Source organism: Curtobacterium sp. MEB011 (assembly GCF_030209655.1).
GTDB classification, from domain to species: Bacteria; Actinomycetota; Actinomycetes; order Actinomycetales; family Microbacteriaceae; genus Curtobacterium; species Curtobacterium poinsettiae.
Genome location: NZ_JARVRN010000004.1, coordinates 193,692 through 209,271, shown reverse-complemented (window position 1 = coordinate 209,271; position 15,580 = coordinate 193,692). Strand labels below are relative to the sequence as shown.

Sequence of the window (15,580 nt, the reverse complement as noted above, 5' to 3'; positions counted from 1 at the left end):
ACCGCGCACCAACGGTCCCGAGCCCATCCAGGGCCGGCCGGGGGTGACGCTTCCGAGTCCTGAGGAGGACCCACAGTGGCCAAGGCCAAGTTCGAGCGCACCAAGCCGCACGTCAACATCGGAACCATCGGTCACGTCGACCACGGCAAGACCACGCTCACGGCGGCGATCACCAAGGTTCTGCACGACCAGTACCCGGACCTCAACGAGGCCCGCGACTTCGCGCAGATCGACAACGCTCCCGAGGAGCGCCAGCGCGGCATCACGATCAACATCTCGCACGTCGAGTACCAGACCGAGAAGCGTCACTACGCGCACGTCGACGCCCCCGGTCACGCCGACTACGTGAAGAACATGATCACGGGTGCGGCACAGATGGACGGCGCGATCCTCGTGGTCGCCGCCACCGACGGCCCGATGCCCCAGACGCGTGAGCACGTCCTGCTCGCCCGCCAGGTCGGCGTCCCCTACATCGTCGTCGCACTGAACAAGTCCGACATGGTGGACGACGAGGAGATCCTGGAGCTCGTCGAGCTCGAGGTCCGCGAGCTCCTCGGCTCGCAGCAGTTCGACGAGGACGCCCCCGTCGTGCAGGTCTCGGCGCTCAAGGCGCTCGAGGGCGACGAGAAGTGGGTCAAGTCGGTCCAGGACCTCATGGCCCAGGTCGACGAGCACGTGCCGGACCCGGTGCGCGCCACCGACCAGCCGTTCCTGATGCCGATCGAGGACGTCTTCACGATCACCGGTCGTGGCACCGTCGTCACCGGTCGCGTCGAGCGTGGCACGCTCAACCTGAACGCCGAGGTCGAGATCGTCGGCATCCGCGCGACGCAGAAGACCACGGTCACGGGCATCGAGATGTTCCGCAAGCTGCTCGACTCCGCGGTCGCCGGTGACAACACCGGTCTGCTCATCCGTGGCCTCAAGCGCGAGGACGTGGAGCGCGGCCAGGTCGTCGTGAAGCCGGGTTCGGTCACGCCGCACACCGAGTTCCAGGCGAACGCGTACATCCTGACCAAGGACGAGGGTGGGCGTCACAACCCGTTCTACGCGAACTACCGCCCGCAGTTCTACTTCCGCACCACGGACGTCACCGGCGTCATCACGCTGCCCGAGGGCACCGAGATGGTCATGCCCGGTGACACCGTCGCCATGACGGTCGAGCTGATCCAGCCGATCGCCATGGAAGAGGGCCTCCGCTTCGCCATCCGTGAGGGTGGTCGTACGGTCGGCGCCGGTACGGTCGAGAAGATCATCAAGTAACTCCGGTTCCTTGCGACAGCGGGGTCGGGCCTTCGGGTCCGGCCCCGCTTCGTCGTACCCGGCCACTGGCGCGCCGTACAGGGCGCCGGACAGGAGGCACGGGGCGGGGTCGGCCACGGGCCTCCTGTCCGCCCCGTGCCCCGTCACAGGCTTCACGGAGTTGGCTCGGGCACGTGACCCGCCTCCGCAGATCCGCGACCTCCGGTCGCGGCTACCACCGCGTCCGTTCCGGACGCGGTTTCTCGTTCCGTGACCCCGACGGCAAGACCGTGACCGATCCGGACGAGCGCCGTCGGCTCGAGGAGTTCGTGATCCCGCCGGCGTGGGACGACGTCTGGATCTCGCCGTACCCGAACGGCCACATCCTGGCCACGGGCACGGACGGTGCTGGCCGTCGCCAGTACATGTACCACCCGTCGTGGCGTGAACGGATGGACCGGATCAAGTACGACCGCGCGCTCGCGCTGGCGGAGTCGTTGCCGGTCGCCCGTCGCGGTGTCACACAGGACCTCCGCCGGCCGGAACCGGACCGCCGGCGCGCGCTGGCCGCAGCCTTCCGGATGCTCGATCAGGGGTCGCTCCGGGTCGGGTCCGAGCGGTACGCCACCGAGCACGGCAGCCGCGGGCTGTCCACGCTGCTCTGCGCGCACGCCCACGTGTCCGGCGACGACATCGAACTCGACTTCCCCGGCAAGAGCGGGCAGGAGTGGTCGTCGTCGATCCACGACCACGACCTGGCGCGGGTCATCGTCGGCATGAAGCGTCGCGGACCCAATGCGCGTCTGCTGTCGTTCCGCGAGCGCCGTGGGGCGGAGTGGGAGCCGCTCTCCGCCGAGGACATCAACGCCTACGTGAAGGAACGTGCCGGCGACGAGTTCACCGCGAAGGACTTCCGGACCCTGCACGGGACGGTCGCGGCCGCGGTCGACCTGGCGAAGACCGGGCCGCAGTCATCCCAGGCCAAGCGGAAGAAGGCCGTGTCGCACGCGGTGAAGGCCGCGAGCGACGAGCTCGGCAACACCCCGACGGTGTGCCGACAGAGCTACATCGACCCCCGTCTGCTCGATGCGTACGACCACGGGGAGACCATCGATCCGGACCGCCTGGCGTCCGCCGAGGCCGAGGTCCGGGCACTGCTCTACCGACAATGACCCGGGGGCCGTCCGGATGACGTAGCGTTGGTCGACGTGCCGGACCACCCCACACGGCACGGAAGGACCCACAACAGTCGTGACCGACGAGTGCATCCACGGTTTCCCCACCGAGCTCTGCGACATCTGCGCACCCCGGCAGCGCGAGGCGTCGGAGATCCCAGCCACCCCGGCACCACGCCGGACCCGCATCACCACCAACCTGCGCGTCGACCCGCCGGCCTCCGGGCCGAACACGTCGCTCCGGTCGCCGACGTCGCTCCGTTCGTCGTCCGCCGACCTGCCCGAGGCACGTGAGTTCGCAGCGCTCCGTGCCCACCACGTCACCCACATCGACAACCTCGACGGCATCGTCGGCGCCGGCGCGATCCTGGCGGCCGACCAGGCCGAGCCTGTCGTGGACGTCAGCTCCGCCGACACCCGTGCCGCACGTGCCGAGGCCGAGGCACCGGACGGTTCCTCGATCGCCGGGCACGTGCCGTTCACGCTGTCGCCCGACGCGACGCGGTGGGACGAGCTCCGCACGGGCGCCGAGGGTGAACGCTGGTCCGATGCCGCCCGTCGCACCCGCGCGATCGACTACGTGGTGCTCGTCGTGCCGGTCTCGGCGTTCGGCGCCTCGGTGATCGTCGCGGACCAGGACGCCGACGCCGACGACGTCCGGTTCGCCGTCGGCCCCGACGCCGGCACGAACCTGATCCGTCGCACCGACTTCACGGACCCGGAGATGCACGGCCTCGAGCTGCTCGCCGGTCCGAGCGTGCCGTTCACCTCGGTGGCCGTGATCGGTGTGCCGAACGACAAGGCCCGGCAGACCGTCCGCGCCGTGCTCGCCGACCACGGCGGACACGCTCCCCGCGTGGCCGTCTTCCCGCCGTGGTTCGTGCCCCCGGTGACCGCCGAGTGACGGTCTCCTGACCCGTGTCGACGCACCCTCCGGACCACGTCCGGAGGGTGCGTTGCGTTGCGGGGCCGAGCCGGGCCTCCAGACCGTCCGATCCCCGTGGATCCGGGCAAGCGAGCCGGCGGGACACGCCCGGCAATTCGCGACACGCCCGGGTTGCACGTGGGCCGGGGCTATGCGAGACTTGTCCGGTTCCGAATTCCCCGTGGGTGTACGCCCACAGGATCACTGCTCTGGCAGTGCACAACCCCCTTGTTCAGCAGGGCTGGGTTGGGCCGCAGGCAGCAGAACACGACTCCCCGAGATGTGACGGACGCGGTGCACCACTGCTGCGCCCGGAGCACGAGGCAGTCGATTGCCCACGCTGGACGGCCACGGTCGCCCGCGAGGTTGACAGGTGAACAGCGGTCATCCCCAGTGGATGCGGCCGGTTGGTTCAGGAAAACAGCACGGTCTGCAGGAATGCGGAACCGAGCGGCGTCAGGCGGCCAGAGGGTGCGCGGCGCAGAGAGGACAAGAGACACATGGCGGGACAGAAGATCCGCATCCGGCTCAAGTCGTATGACCACGAGGTCATCGACACGTCGGCCCGGAAGATCGTCGACACGGTGACCCGTGCCGGTGCAACCGTGGTCGGCCCGGTGCCGCTCCCCACCGAGAAGAACGTGATCGCAGTGATCCGTTCCCCTCACAAGTACAAGGACTCGCGCGAGCACTTCGAGAAGCGCACGCACAAGCGGGTCATCGACATCGTCGACCCGACGCCGAAGGCCGTGGACTCGCTCATGCGACTCGACCTGCCGGCCGACGTCAACATCGAGATCAAGCTGTAAGGGGGCTGACCAATGGCGAACTCAACCAAGACCGTCAAGGGCCTCCTCGGCAAGAAGCTCGGGATGACCCAGGTGTGGGACGAGAACAACAAGTTCATCCCCGTCACCGTGATCGAGGTCGGCCCGAACGTGGTCACCCAGATCCGCAACGCTGAGCGCGACGGCTACGAGGCGATCCAGATCGCCGCCGGTGCCATCGACCCGCGCAAGGTCAACAAGCCGGCCGCTGGCCACTTCGAGGCCGCTGGCGTGACCCCGCGTCGCACCCTCACCGAGATCCGTACCAACGACTCCGCTGAGTACACGCTCGGCCAGGAGCTCACCGTGGACAGCACGTTCACGGCGGGCCAGAAGGTCGACGTCGTCGGTACCTCCAAGGGCAAGGGCTTCGCCGGTGTCATGAAGCGCCACGGCTTCCACGGCGTCGGCGCCTCGCACGGTGCGCACCGCAACCACCGCAAGCCCGGCTCGATCGGTGCTTCCTCGACCCCGTCGCGTGTCTTCAAGGGCATGCGCATGGCCGGTCGTATGGGTGGCGACCGCGTGACCGTCCTCAACCTCACGGTGCACGCCGTCGACGCCGAGAAGGGTCTGCTGCTCGTCAAGGGCGCCGTCCCCGGTGCTCGTGGCCGCTCCGTCTTCGTCCGCACCGCCGTGAAGGGTAAGTGATCATGGCCACCACGACCGCAACCACGATCGACGTCCTCGACGCATCGGGTGCCAAGTCCGGCACCGTCGAGCTCCCCGCAGCTCTCTTCGACGTCGAGACCAACGTCCCGCTGATCCACCAGGTCGTCACCGCGCAGCTCGCAGCCGCGCGTCAGGGCACCCACAAGACCAAGAACCGCGGCGAAGTCCGCGGTGCCGGTCGCAAGCCGTTCAAGCAGAAGGGCACCGGCCGCGCCCGTCAGGGTTCCGTCCGTGCTCCGGAGCACACCGGCGGTGGCGTCGTCCACGGACCGACCCCGCGTGACTACTCGCAGCGCACCCCGAAGAAGATGATCGCCGCTGCTCTGCTCGGCTCGCTCTCGGACCGCGCCCGCGGTGGCCGCATCTCCGCTGTGGAGGGCTTCGTCGCGGCTGAACTGCCGTCGACCAAGACCGCCCGCACGCTCCTCGAGAAGGTCGCGCCCGTCAAGAACGTGCTCGTCGTGCTCGAGACGGACGACGAGCTGACGCTCAAGTCGATCCGCAACCTGTCGAACGTCCACGCGCTCTCGTACGGCCAGCTCAACGCCTACGACGTGCTGCGTTCGGACGCCGTCGTCTTCAGCAAGAGCGCCCTCGACGCCTTCATCGCGTCGAAGACCGCGAAGGAGATCACCGCATGAGCGGCTTCAACAAGGACCCGCGCGACGTCGTCATCTCGCCGGTCGTCTCGGAGAAGAGCTACGCGCTCATCGACCAGGGCAAGTACACGTTCATCGTGGACCCCCGCTCGAACAAGACCGAGATCAAGCTCGCCATCGAGAAGATCTTCAACGTCAAGGTCGCGAGCATCAACACGCTGAACCGCCCGGGCAAGACCCGTCGCACCAAGTTCGGTCTCGGCAAGCGCAAGGACACCAAGCGCGCCATCGTGACGCTCAAGTCCGGTTCGATCGACATCTTCACGGCTGTCGGCTGAGGACCAGAGGGATAAATCATGGCTATTCGTAACTACAAGCCGACGACCCCCGGTCGTCGCGGCTCGTCGGTCGCCGACTTCGCTGAGATCACCCGTTCGACTCCGGAGAAGTCACTGCTTCGTCCGCTGCCGAAGACCGGTGGTCGCAACAGCTCCGGCCGTATCACCACGCGTCACATCGGTGGTGGCCACAAGCGCCAGTACCGCGTGATCGACTTCCGTCGCTCCGACAAGGACGGCGTCGACGCCAAGGTCGCTCACATCGAGTACGACCCCAACCGCACTGCGCGCATCGCGCTCCTGCACTACGTGGACGGCACGAAGCGGTACATCATCGCGCCGAACAAGCTGAAGCAGGGCGACGTCGTCGAGCAGGGCCCCGGCGCCGACATCAAGCCCGGCAACAACCTGCCGCTGCGCAACATCCCCGTGGGTACCGTCGTGCACGCCATCGAGCTCCGCCCCGGTGGCGGCGCCAAGATGGCCCGCTCCGCCGGCGCCTCGGTGCGTCTCGTCGCCAAGGACGGCCCCTACGCGCAGCTCCGTCTGCCGTCGGGCGAGGTCCGCAACGTCGACGCACGCTGCCGCGCCACGATCGGCGAGGTCGGCAACGCCGAGCAGTCGAACATCAACTGGGGTAAGGCCGGCCGCATGCGCTGGAAGGGCGTCCGCCCGACCGTTCGTGGTGTCGCCATGAACCCGGTCGACCACCCGCACGGTGGTGGTGAGGGCAAGACGTCCGGTGGTCGTCACCCGGTCAGCCCCTGGGGCCAGTCCGAGGGCCGTACGCGCAAGCCGAACAAGCCGAGCGACAAGCTCATCGTCCGTCGCCGTAACGCCGGCAAGAAGCGCAAGTAGGAGTTCAGAAGATGCCACGCAGTCTGAAGAAGGGCCCCTTCGTCGACGAGCACCTGCTCCGCAAGGTCGTCACGCAGAACGAGGCCAACACCAAGAACGTGATCCGTACGTGGTCGCGTCGGTCGATGATCGTCCCGAACATGCTCGGGCACACGATCGCCGTCCACGACGGCCGCAAGCACATCCCGGTGTTCGTCACCGAGTCGATGGTCGGTCACAAGCTCGGCGAGTTCGCGCCGACCCGCACCTTCCGTGGTCACGTGAAGGACGACAAGAAGGGCCGTCGCCGCTGAGGCGGCGACGCAGAGGAGGAACGAAATGGTGGAGTCGATCGCACGCGTGCGACACATCCGCGTCACGCCTCAGAAGGCCCGTCGCGTCATCGAGCTGATCCGCGGCAAGCAGGCCCACGAGGCCCTCGCCATCCTGAAGTTCGCCCCCCAGGGCGCTTCGGAGCCCGTGTACAAGCTGGTCGCCTCGGCGATCGCGAACGCACGGGTCAAGGCGGACTCGACGAACAGCTTCCTCGACGAGCGCGACCTCTACGTGAGCCGCGTCTTCGTCGACGAGGGCACGACCCTGAAGCGGTTCCAGCCGCGCGCCCAGGGCCGCGCCTTCCGCATCAACAAGCGCACCAGCCACATCACGGTCGTCCTCGCGACGCCGGACGAGGTCGAGGCTGCCGCGACGAGCAAGAAGGCGAGCAACTAATGGGCCAGAAGGTCAACCCGTACGGTTTCCGTCTCGGGATCACGACGGACCACGTCTCGCACTGGTTCACCGACAGCAAGAAGGCCGGTCAGCGCTACGCCGACTACGTGGCCGAGGACATCAAGGTGCGCGAGTACCTGAAGAAGACCCTCGACCGCGCCGGTGTCGCACGCATCGAGCTCGAGCGCACCCGTGACCGTGTCCGCGTGGACATCCACACGGCTCGTCCGGGCATCGTCATCGGCCGCCGCGGCGCCGAGGCGGAGCGCGTTCGCGGTGAGCTCGAGAAGCTCACCAAGAAGCAGATCCAGCTGAACATCCTCGAGGTCAAGAACCCCGAGACCGAGGCCCAGCTCGTCGCGCAGGGCATCGCCGAGCAGCTCTCCGCTCGTGTCGCGTTCCGTCGCGCCATGCGCAAGGGCCTGCAGGGTGCACAGCGCGCCGGCGCCAAGGGTGTCCGCATCCAGGTGTCGGGTCGTCTCGGCGGCGCCGAGATGTCGCGTTCGGAGTTCTACCGCGAAGGCCGTGTGCCGCTGCACACGCTCCGCGCGAACATCGACTACGGCTTCTACGAGGCCCGGACCACGTTCGGCCGCATCGGCGTGAAGGTCTGGATCTACAAGGGCGACATCACGAACAAGGAGCTCGCTCGCGAGCAGGCGAACCAGCGTTCGTCGCGCCCCGAGCGTCGTGGCGGCCCGCGCGGTGAGCGTGGAGACCGTGGCGGCGACCGTCGTGGCGGCGACCGCGGTGACCGTCGCCCGCAGCAGGCCCCGCAGGACGCGCCGGCCGGCGCAGGAGTTGAGGCGTAACCATGCTTATTCCCCGTCGAGTCAAGCACCGCAAGCAGCACCACCCGAAGCGTTCGGGTCAGGCAACCGGTGGTACCAAGGTCAGCTTCGGCGACTACGGCATCCAGGCCCTCACCCCGGCGTACGTGACCAACCGTCAGATCGAGTCCGCTCGTATCGCCATGACGCGTCACATCAAGCGTGGTGGCAAGGTCTGGATCAACATCTACCCGGACCGTCCGCTGACCAAGAAGCCCGCCGAGACCCGCATGGGTTCCGGTAAGGGCTCGCCCGAGTGGTGGGTCGCGAACGTGAAGCCGGGCCGGGTGCTCTTCGAGCTCTCCGGCGTCAGCGAGGAGATCGCCCGCGAGGCGTTGACTCGTGCAATCCACAAGCTGCCCCTCAAGGCACGCATCATCAAGCGCGAGGAGGGCGACGCATAATGGCGATCGGTTCCAAGGAGCTCCGTCCGACGGAGCTCGACACGTTCGAGAACGAGCGTCTCGCTGACGAGCTGAAGAAGGCCAAGGAGGAGCTCTTCAACCTCCGCTTCCAGTCGGCCACCGGCCAGCTGGAGAGCCACGGTCGTCTCCGTGCCGTCAAGCGCGACATCGCCCGCATCTACACCGTCCTCCGCGAGCGCGAGCTCGGCATCCGTGCCACTCCCGCGCCCGTCGAGACCGCCCCCAAGGCCAAGAAGACGACGAAGAAGGCTGACAAGCCGGCCGAGTCGACCGAGGCCGAGACCGCCGAGGAGAAGTAATGGCGAACGAAGAGAAGAACTCCGCCGCCCTCACTCGCGGCTACCGCAAGACGCGTCGCGGCTACGTGACGAGCGACAAGATGGACAAGACCATCGTGGTCGAGGTCGAGGACCGCGTGAAGCACGCGCTCTACGGCAAGATCATCCGTCGTACGTCCAAGGTGAAGGCCCACGACGAGCTCGGCACCGCTGGTGTCGGCGACCTCGTCGTGATCAGCGAGACCCGTCCCCTCAGCGCGTCCAAGCGCTGGCGCCTGGTCGAGATCCTCGAGAAGGCCAAGTAGGCCTCGGCCTGCTTCGGAATAGGAGACAGCAGTGATTCAGCAGGAATCCCGCCTGAAGGTCGCCGACAACACGGGTGCCAAGGAGATCTTGACCATCCGCGTGCTCGGTGGCTCGGGTCGTCGCTACGCCGGCCTCGGTGACGTCATCGTCGCCACGGTGAAGGACGCCATCCCCGGCGGCAACGTGAAGAAGGGTGACGTCGTCAAGGCCGTCATCGTTCGCACCAAGAAGGAGACCCGTCGTCAGGACGGCTCCTACATCAAGTTCGACGAGAACGCGGCAGTGATCCTCAAGGCCGACGGCGACCCGCGCGGTACGCGCATCTTCGGTCCGGTCGGTCGCGAGCTCCGTGACAAGAAGTTCATGAAGATCATCTCGCTCGCGCCGGAGGTGCTGTAAGCCATGGCGAACATCAAGAAGGGTGACCTCGTCCAGGTCATCACGGGCGCGACGCAGGAGCGTGGCGGCGACCGTGGCAAGCAGGGCAAGGTCATCGAGGTCCTCAAGGACAAGAACCGCGTCGTCGTCGAGGGCGTGAACTTCGTCACGAAGCACGTCCGCGTCGGCCAGACGCAGCGTGGTTCGAAGACCGGTGGCATCGAGCAGCACGAAGCCTCGATCCACGTCTCGAACGTCGCGCTCGTCGACCCGAAGACGAAGAAGCCGACGCGTGTCGGTTTCCGCACCGAAGAGGTGGAGAAGGACGGCGTCAAGAAGACCGTCCGTGTCCGCTACGCGAAGAAGTCTGGTGAGAAGCTCTGATGACTGACACGACTGCTGCGCCCGCTGGCAAGATCCAGCCGCGCCTCAAGCAGAAGTACCTGGCCGAGATCAAGACGGCCCTCACCGAGCAGTTCGGTTACGCGAACGTCAACCAGGTCCCCGGCCTGGTCAAGGTCGTCGTGAACACCGGTGTCGGTGAGGCAGCTCGCGACTCGAAGATCATCGAGGGGGCCATCAAGGACCTCACGGCGATCACGGGTCAGAAGCCCCAGGTGAACATCGCCCGCAAGTCCATCGCACAGTTCAAGCTGCGCGAGGGTCAGGCCATCGGCGCGCACGTCACCCTCCGTGGTGACCGCGCGTGGGAGTTCCTCGACCGCCTGGTCACGCTCGCACTGCCCCGCATCCGCGACTTCCGCGGTCTCAGCGACAAGCAGTTCGACGGCAACGGCAACTACACGTTCGGTCTCACGGAGCAGTCCGTGTTCCACGAGATCGACCAGGACCGCATCGACCGTGTCCGCGGCTTCGACATCACTGTCGTGACCACCGCGAAGACGGACGACGAGGGACGCGCGCTGCTCCGGCAGCTCGGGTTCCCGTTCCGCTCCAACGAGCAGACGGTCTAAGCTACTTCGAGCAGTGCGGGCCGGAGGATTCACGTCCTCCGGCCCGCACGCACGAACACACCGATCTCGGGGAACCGCCCCGGGATCACTCGATCGCTCAGGTCGGCATTCGTGGAACGGGTGTCGAAACCAGGCGAGAAATGGACGAACATCATGACGATGACCGATCCGGTCGCAGACATGCTGACCAGATTGCGGAACGCGAACTCCGCGCACCACGACGCAGTCGCGCTCCCGAGCTCCAAGCTCAAGAAGAACATCGCCGACATCCTCAAGCGTGAGGGCTACATCAGCGAGTGGAAGGTGGAGGACGCCCGAGTCGGGCAGACCCTCACCATCGACCTGAAGTACGGCCCCGAGCGCGAGCGTTCGATCGCCGGCATCAAGCGCGTCTCGAAGCCGGGCCTCCGGGTCTACGCGAAGTCGACGGAGATCCCCCAGGTCCTCGGTGGCCTCGGTGTGGCGATCCTCTCGACCTCCTCCGGCCTCCTGACCGACCGCGAAGCCGAGCAGAAGGGCGTGGGTGGGGAAGTCCTCGCCTACGTGTGGTGATCGACAATGTCACGAATCGGACGTCTCCCCATCGACATCCCCGCCGGCGTCACCGTCTCCGTTGACGGTCAGAACGTGGCGGTCAAGGGCCCGAAGGGCGAGCTCGCGCTCGTCATCGCGGAGCCCATCCAGGCCAAGGTCGAGGAGAACCAGGTCCTCGTCACCCGTCCGGACGACGAGCGCGAGTCGCGTTCGCTCCACGGACTGACCCGGACCCTCATCGCCAACAACATCATCGGCGTGACCCAGGGCTACACCAAGGGCCTCGAGGTCGTCGGCACCGGTTACCGTGTCGCGGCCAAGGGCTCGAACCTCGAGTTCGCGCTCGGGTACTCCCACTCGATCACGGTCGAGCCGCCGGCGGGCATCAGCTTCGCGGTGGAGGGCAACAACAAGGTCACCGTCGCCGGTATCGACAAGCAGGCTGTCGGCGAGGTCGCCGCGAACATCCGGAAGCTCCGGAAGCCCGAGCCCTACAAGGGCAAGGGTGTCCGTTACGCCGGCGAGAACGTGCGCCGCAAGGCCGGAAAGTCAGGTAAGTGATCATGGGACTCCTCAAGACACGAGGCAAGAGCAAGGCGGCCGCCAAGGCGCGTCGTCACAACCGTCTCCGCAAGAAGATCACCGGCACCGAGGCTCGTCCCCGTCTCGCCGTCACCCGCTCGTCGCGTCACGTGTTCGTGCAGGTCATCGACGACGCGAAGGGTCACACCCTCGCCAGCGCCTCGACGATGGAGGCAGACCTCCGCTCGTTCGACGGCGACAAGACCGCCAAGGCCCGTCGCGTCGGTGAGCTCCTCGCCGAGCGCGCGAAGTCGGCTGGCGTCGAGGCCGTGGTCTTCGACCGCGGTGGCAGCAAGTACGCCGGTCGCGTCGCCGCGATCGCCGATGGTGCCCGTGAAGGAGGGCTGAACCTGTGAGCGACAACGCGAACACCAACGAAGACGCCAAGACCGAGGCCGTCGAGGCCACGGAGACCGAGGCAGTCGAGACCACGGAGGCCACCGAGGCGAGCACGGAGGCCACGGCCACCGATGCGACCGCCGAGGCACCTGCCGAGGGCGCCAAGACCGGCAAGGAGGCGGAGGCACCTGCCGTCGCCGAGCGTCCGGTCGAGACCGCCGCGGGTTCCGCGTCCAACAACCGCGACTCCGCTGACAACCGTGGCCGTCGTGGTGGCGGTCGTGACCGTCAGCAGGGCCGTGACCGCAACAACCGCGGTGGCGACAGCCAGTTCCTCGAGCGCGTGGTGACCATCAACCGCGTGTCGAAGGTCGTCAAGGGTGGTCGTCGCTTCAGCTTCACGGCGCTCGTCGTCGTCGGCGACGGCAACGGCCTCGTGGGCGTCGGCTACGGCAAGGCCAAGGAGGTCCCCACGGCGATCTCCAAGGGCGTCGAAGAGGCGAAGAAGAACTTCTTCCGCGTCCCCCGCGTCGGCAACACGATCCCGCACCCGGTGCAGGGTGAAGCCGCCGCTGGCGTCGTCCTCCTGCGTCCGGCAGGCCCCGGTACCGGTGTCATCGCCGGTGGTCCGGTCCGCGCCGTGCTCGAGTGCGCCGGCATCCACGACGTGCTGAGCAAGTCGCTCGGCTCGTCGAACACCATCAACATCGTGCACGCGACCGTCGAGGCTCTGAAGCAGCTCGAGGAGCCCCGCGCCGTCGCGAGCCGTCGTGGCCTCGACGTCGAGCGGGTCGTCCCGGCCCGTCTGCTCCAGGCCGAGGCCGCAGCCCTGCGTGCCGCGACCGAGAAGGCAGGTGCGTGATGGCGATGCTGAAGATCACGCAGATCAAGTCCGTTATCAGCGAGAAGCAGTACCAGCGCGACACCCTGCGCAGCCTGGGCCTCAAGCGCATCGGCCGTTCGGTCGAGCGTGAGGACAACTCCCAGAACCGCGGGTACATCGCGACGGTGGCGCACCTCGTGAAGGTCGAGGAGGTCGACGCATGAGCGACGAGAAGAACGAGCGCGTGCAGGTGCTGAAGCTGCACCACCTCCGTCCCGCAGAGGGCGCCAAGAAGGACCGCACCCGTGTGGGTCGCGGTGAGGGCTCGAAGGGCAAGACCGCTGGGCGTGGTACCAAGGGCACGAAGGCCCGTTACCAGGTCCGGGTCGGCTTCGAGGGTGGGCAGATGCCGCTGCACATGCGCACCCCGAAGCTCCGCGGGTTCAAGAACCCGTTCCGGGTCGAGTACCAGGTCGTGAACCTGGACAAGATCTCGGAGCTCTACCCCGATGGTGGCGACGTCACCGTTGCGGGCCTGGTCGCCAAGGGCGCCGTCCGCAAGAACGAGAAGGTCAAGGTTCTCGGTCAGGGTGACATCACCGTGAAGATCACGGTCGCGGTCGACAAGGTCTCGGCGTCCGCCGCCGAGAAGATCGTGGCTGCTGGCGGCACCGTCTCCCAGTAACCCCCGTCGGCGGCCCGTGCGTTTGCGCACGGGCCGCCGTTACGGTTTCCTTGACAGTGGCCGGCATCCGCCAGCCGGGTCGGCCCTGCCGACCGAAACCGGTCCGGCCGCGATCGACGGCCCCGGTCCCACAAGTTCGGAGTCATCGTGTTCAGAGCGGTCGCGCGCATCATGCGCACCCCTGATCTTCGCAAGAAGATCGGCTTCACCCTCGCGATCATCGCGCTGTTCCGTCTCGGGTCGTACATCCCGGCACCGTTCGTCGACTACACCGCTGTGCAGAGCTGTCTCGCCAGCGCGTCGTCCTCCGGCGGCCTCTACGACCTGATCAACCTCTTCTCCGGCGGCGCGCTGCTGAAGCTCTCGGTCTTCGCGCTCGGCATCATGCCGTACATCACGTCGTCGATCATCGTGCAGCTGCTGCGCGTGGTCATCCCGCACTTCGACACCCTCTACAAGGAGGGCCAGTCGGGCCAGGCGAAGCTGACGCAGTACACGCGGTACCTCACGATCGCGCTGGGCGTCCTGCAGTCCACGACCCTGATCACGGTCGCTCGTTCCGGCGCCCTGTTCGGCACCAACGCCTCCGCCTCCTGCACGTCGATCATCTCGAACGACAGCTGGTACGCCATCATGCTGATGGTCGTCACGCTGACCGCCGGCACCGGCATCATCATGTGGATGGGCGAGCTCGTCACCGAGCGCGGCATCGGCAACGGGATGTCGCTCCTGATCTTCACGTCGATCGCGGCGCAGTTCCCGTCGGCGCTCTGGGCGATCGAGCAGTCGCAGTCCTTCGAACTCTTCCTGTTCGTGATCCTCGTCGGACTCGTGATCATGATGGCCGTCGTGTTCGTGGAGCAGTCACAGCGCCGGATCCCCGTGCAGTACGCCAAGCGCATGGTCGGGCGGCGGACGTACGGCGGCAACAACACGTACATCCCGATCAAGGTGAACATGGCCGGCGTCGTGCCCGTCATCTTCGCCTCGTCGCTGCTGTACCTGCCGGCCCTGGTCGCGCAGTTCAACCAGCCCTCCGACGGCTCCGAGCCGGCCGCGTGGGTGACGTGGGTCCAGAACAACCTGACCTCGGGTGACAACTGGTTCTACATGGTCCTGTACTTCCTGCTCATCGTCGGGTTCACGTACTTCTACGTGGCGATCACCTTCAACCCCGAAGAGGTCGCCGACAACATGAAGAAGTACGGCGGGTTCATCCCCGGCATCCGTGCCGGGCGTCCGACCGCCGAGTACCTCGACTACGTCCTCACCCGGGTGACGCTGCCCGGCTCGCTCTACCTCGGTCTCATCGCGCTCATCCCGCTGGCAGCACTGGCGCTGTTCGGCGCGAACCAGAACTTCCCGTTCGGTGGCGCGAGCATCCTCATCATCGTGGGTGTCGGTCTCGAGACCGTGAAGCAGATCGACTCCCAGCTGCAGCAGCGTCACTACGAAGGGCTTCTCCGTTGAGCGCACGTCTCATCATCGTCGGACCTCCCGGAGCCGGGAAGGGCACCCAGGCCGGCCGCATCGCCGAGTCCTTCGGGATCCCCGCCATCTCGACCGGGGACATCTTCCGCAAGAACGTGGCAGAGGGCACGCCCCTCGGCGTCCAGGCGAAGGCGATCATGGACGCCGGCGACTACGTGCCGGACTCGCTCACGAACGAGCTCGTCAAGTCCCGTCTGCAGGAGCCGGACGCCGAGAACGGGTTCCTGCTCGACGGCTACCCCCGGACTGTCGGCCAGGTCGAGTACCTCGACGCACTGCTCGCTGAGCAGGGCACCGGGATCGACGCCGTCGTGCAGCTCGTCGCGGACCAGGACGAGCTCGTCGGTCGCCTGCTGAAGCGTGCTGAGGACCAGGGCCGCAGCGACGACAACGAGGAGACGATCCGTCGTCGTCAGCAGGTCTACGCCGAGCAGACGGCGCCCATCGTGGCGGCGTACGGCGAGCGTGGCCTGGTGGTCGACGTCGACGGCCTCGGCGGCATCGACGAGGTCGGCGACCGGATCCAGACCGCACTGTCGGGTCGCGGGCTCGCCGCGGCCGTCTGACCAGCGTGGTGCGGTTCCGGAA

25 protein-coding genes are annotated in these 15,580 nt (G+C 67.1%); all 25 read left to right on the top strand.

What is annotated here, in order from left to right:
* Positions 1-75: 75 nt before the first annotated feature.
* Positions 76-1,263: an elongation factor Tu gene (gene tuf, locus QRN30_RS06660; protein WP_017885537.1), complete on the top strand. Its 1,188-nt coding sequence runs from the start codon at positions 76-78 to the stop codon at positions 1,261-1,263.
* A gap of 173 nt (positions 1,264-1,436) precedes the next feature.
* Positions 1,437-2,414, top strand: a complete 978-nt coding sequence (locus tag QRN30_RS06655; RefSeq protein ID WP_042537504.1) for a DNA topoisomerase IB — start codon at positions 1,437-1,439, stop codon at positions 2,412-2,414.
* A gap of 79 nt (positions 2,415-2,493) precedes the next feature.
* Positions 2,494-3,321, top strand: a complete 828-nt coding sequence (locus QRN30_RS06650) for a DarT ssDNA thymidine ADP-ribosyltransferase family protein (RefSeq protein WP_052481641.1) — start codon at positions 2,494-2,496, stop codon at positions 3,319-3,321.
* 521 nt (positions 3,322-3,842) lie between these two features.
* Positions 3,843-4,151 carry a 30S ribosomal protein S10 gene (gene rpsJ / locus QRN30_RS06645; protein ID WP_017885534.1) on the top strand — a complete coding sequence of 103 codons (309 nt, stop codon included), beginning with the start codon at positions 3,843-3,845 and terminating at the stop codon, positions 4,149-4,151.
* Between the two features lie 12 nt (positions 4,152-4,163).
* Entirely contained in the window at positions 4,164-4,820 is a 657-nt protein-coding gene (rplC, locus tag QRN30_RS06640; protein ID WP_017885533.1) for a 50S ribosomal protein L3, read from the top strand.
* Between the two features lie 2 nt (positions 4,821-4,822).
* Positions 4,823-5,482 (top strand): 50S ribosomal protein L4, encoded by a 660-nt coding sequence (gene rplD / locus QRN30_RS06635; RefSeq protein WP_027466730.1) that lies wholly within the window; start codon positions 4,823-4,825, stop codon positions 5,480-5,482.
* Entirely contained in the window at positions 5,479-5,778 is a 300-nt protein-coding gene (gene rplW / locus QRN30_RS06630) for a 50S ribosomal protein L23 (RefSeq protein WP_017885531.1), read from the top strand. Before rplD ends, rplW begins: the two co-directional genes overlap by 4 nt.
* Before the next feature lie 18 nt (positions 5,779-5,796).
* On the top strand, positions 5,797-6,636 hold the full coding sequence (rplB, locus tag QRN30_RS06625) for a 50S ribosomal protein L2 (RefSeq protein ID WP_017885530.1): 840 nt from the start codon (positions 5,797-5,799) through the stop codon (positions 6,634-6,636).
* An 11-nt stretch (positions 6,637-6,647) separates the two neighbouring features.
* Positions 6,648-6,929, top strand: coding sequence for a 30S ribosomal protein S19 (gene rpsS, locus QRN30_RS06620; protein ID WP_017885529.1), 282 nt, complete (start codon positions 6,648-6,650; stop codon positions 6,927-6,929).
* A 25-nt stretch (positions 6,930-6,954) separates the two neighbouring features.
* Positions 6,955-7,347: a 50S ribosomal protein L22 gene (rplV, locus tag QRN30_RS06615; protein WP_017885528.1), complete on the top strand. Its 393-nt coding sequence runs from the start codon at positions 6,955-6,957 to the stop codon at positions 7,345-7,347.
* A complete protein-coding gene (gene rpsC, locus QRN30_RS06610; RefSeq protein WP_017885527.1) occupies positions 7,347-8,159 on the top strand; it encodes a 30S ribosomal protein S3 in 813 nt (270 codons plus the stop codon). Before rplV ends, rpsC begins: the two co-directional genes overlap by 1 nt.
* 2 nt (positions 8,160-8,161) lie before the next feature.
* On the top strand, positions 8,162-8,581 hold the full coding sequence (rplP, locus tag QRN30_RS06605; protein WP_017885526.1) for a 50S ribosomal protein L16: 420 nt from the start codon (positions 8,162-8,164) through the stop codon (positions 8,579-8,581).
* Positions 8,581-8,901 carry a 50S ribosomal protein L29 gene (rpmC, locus tag QRN30_RS06600; RefSeq protein WP_017885525.1) on the top strand — a complete coding sequence of 107 codons (321 nt, stop codon included), beginning with the start codon at positions 8,581-8,583 and terminating at the stop codon, positions 8,899-8,901. Before rplP ends, rpmC begins: the two co-directional genes overlap by 1 nt.
* Positions 8,901-9,185 carry a 30S ribosomal protein S17 gene (rpsQ, locus tag QRN30_RS06595; protein ID WP_017885524.1) on the top strand — a complete coding sequence of 95 codons (285 nt, stop codon included), beginning with the start codon at positions 8,901-8,903 and terminating at the stop codon, positions 9,183-9,185. Before rpmC ends, rpsQ begins: the two co-directional genes overlap by 1 nt.
* 31 nt (positions 9,186-9,216) lie before the next feature.
* A complete protein-coding gene (gene rplN, locus QRN30_RS06590; RefSeq protein ID WP_017885523.1) occupies positions 9,217-9,585 on the top strand; it encodes a 50S ribosomal protein L14 in 369 nt (122 codons plus the stop codon).
* A gap of 3 nt (positions 9,586-9,588) precedes the next feature.
* Positions 9,589-9,948 carry a 50S ribosomal protein L24 gene (gene rplX, locus QRN30_RS06585; protein ID WP_017885522.1) on the top strand — a complete coding sequence of 120 codons (360 nt, stop codon included), beginning with the start codon at positions 9,589-9,591 and terminating at the stop codon, positions 9,946-9,948.
* Positions 9,948-10,538, top strand: coding sequence for a 50S ribosomal protein L5 (rplE, locus tag QRN30_RS06580; RefSeq protein WP_042537502.1), 591 nt, complete (start codon positions 9,948-9,950; stop codon positions 10,536-10,538). Before rplX ends, rplE begins: the two co-directional genes overlap by 1 nt.
* A 153-nt stretch (positions 10,539-10,691) precedes the next feature.
* A complete protein-coding gene (rpsH, locus tag QRN30_RS06575) occupies positions 10,692-11,090 on the top strand; it encodes a 30S ribosomal protein S8 (protein WP_017885519.1) in 399 nt (132 codons plus the stop codon).
* Positions 11,091-11,096: 6 nt separating this feature from the next.
* On the top strand, positions 11,097-11,633 hold the full coding sequence (gene rplF, locus QRN30_RS06570; protein ID WP_017885518.1) for a 50S ribosomal protein L6: 537 nt from the start codon (positions 11,097-11,099) through the stop codon (positions 11,631-11,633).
* A 2-nt stretch (positions 11,634-11,635) separates the two neighbouring features.
* The gene (rplR, locus tag QRN30_RS06565) at positions 11,636-12,010 is read left to right on the top strand and encodes a 50S ribosomal protein L18 (RefSeq protein WP_031259041.1); all 375 of its coding nucleotides are present in this window, start codon (positions 11,636-11,638) and stop codon (positions 12,008-12,010) included.
* Positions 12,007-12,855, top strand: coding sequence for a 30S ribosomal protein S5 (gene rpsE / locus QRN30_RS06560; protein WP_017885516.1), 849 nt, complete (start codon positions 12,007-12,009; stop codon positions 12,853-12,855). The genes rplR and rpsE overlap by 4 nt, the downstream gene beginning before the upstream one ends.
* Positions 12,855-13,040: a 50S ribosomal protein L30 gene (rpmD, locus tag QRN30_RS06555; RefSeq protein WP_017885515.1), complete on the top strand. Its 186-nt coding sequence runs from the start codon at positions 12,855-12,857 to the stop codon at positions 13,038-13,040. Before rpsE ends, rpmD begins: the two co-directional genes overlap by 1 nt.
* Positions 13,037-13,501, top strand: coding sequence for a 50S ribosomal protein L15 (rplO, locus tag QRN30_RS06550; protein ID WP_017885514.1), 465 nt, complete (start codon positions 13,037-13,039; stop codon positions 13,499-13,501). Before rpmD ends, rplO begins: the two co-directional genes overlap by 4 nt.
* Positions 13,502-13,648: 147 nt before the next feature.
* On the top strand, positions 13,649-14,971 hold the full coding sequence (secY, locus tag QRN30_RS06545) for a preprotein translocase subunit SecY (protein ID WP_017885513.1): 1,323 nt from the start codon (positions 13,649-13,651) through the stop codon (positions 14,969-14,971).
* Positions 14,968-15,558 carry an adenylate kinase gene (locus QRN30_RS06540; RefSeq protein ID WP_017885512.1) on the top strand — a complete coding sequence of 197 codons (591 nt, stop codon included), beginning with the start codon at positions 14,968-14,970 and terminating at the stop codon, positions 15,556-15,558. The genes secY and QRN30_RS06540 overlap by 4 nt, the downstream gene beginning before the upstream one ends.
* Positions 15,559-15,580: the final 22 nt, after the last annotated feature.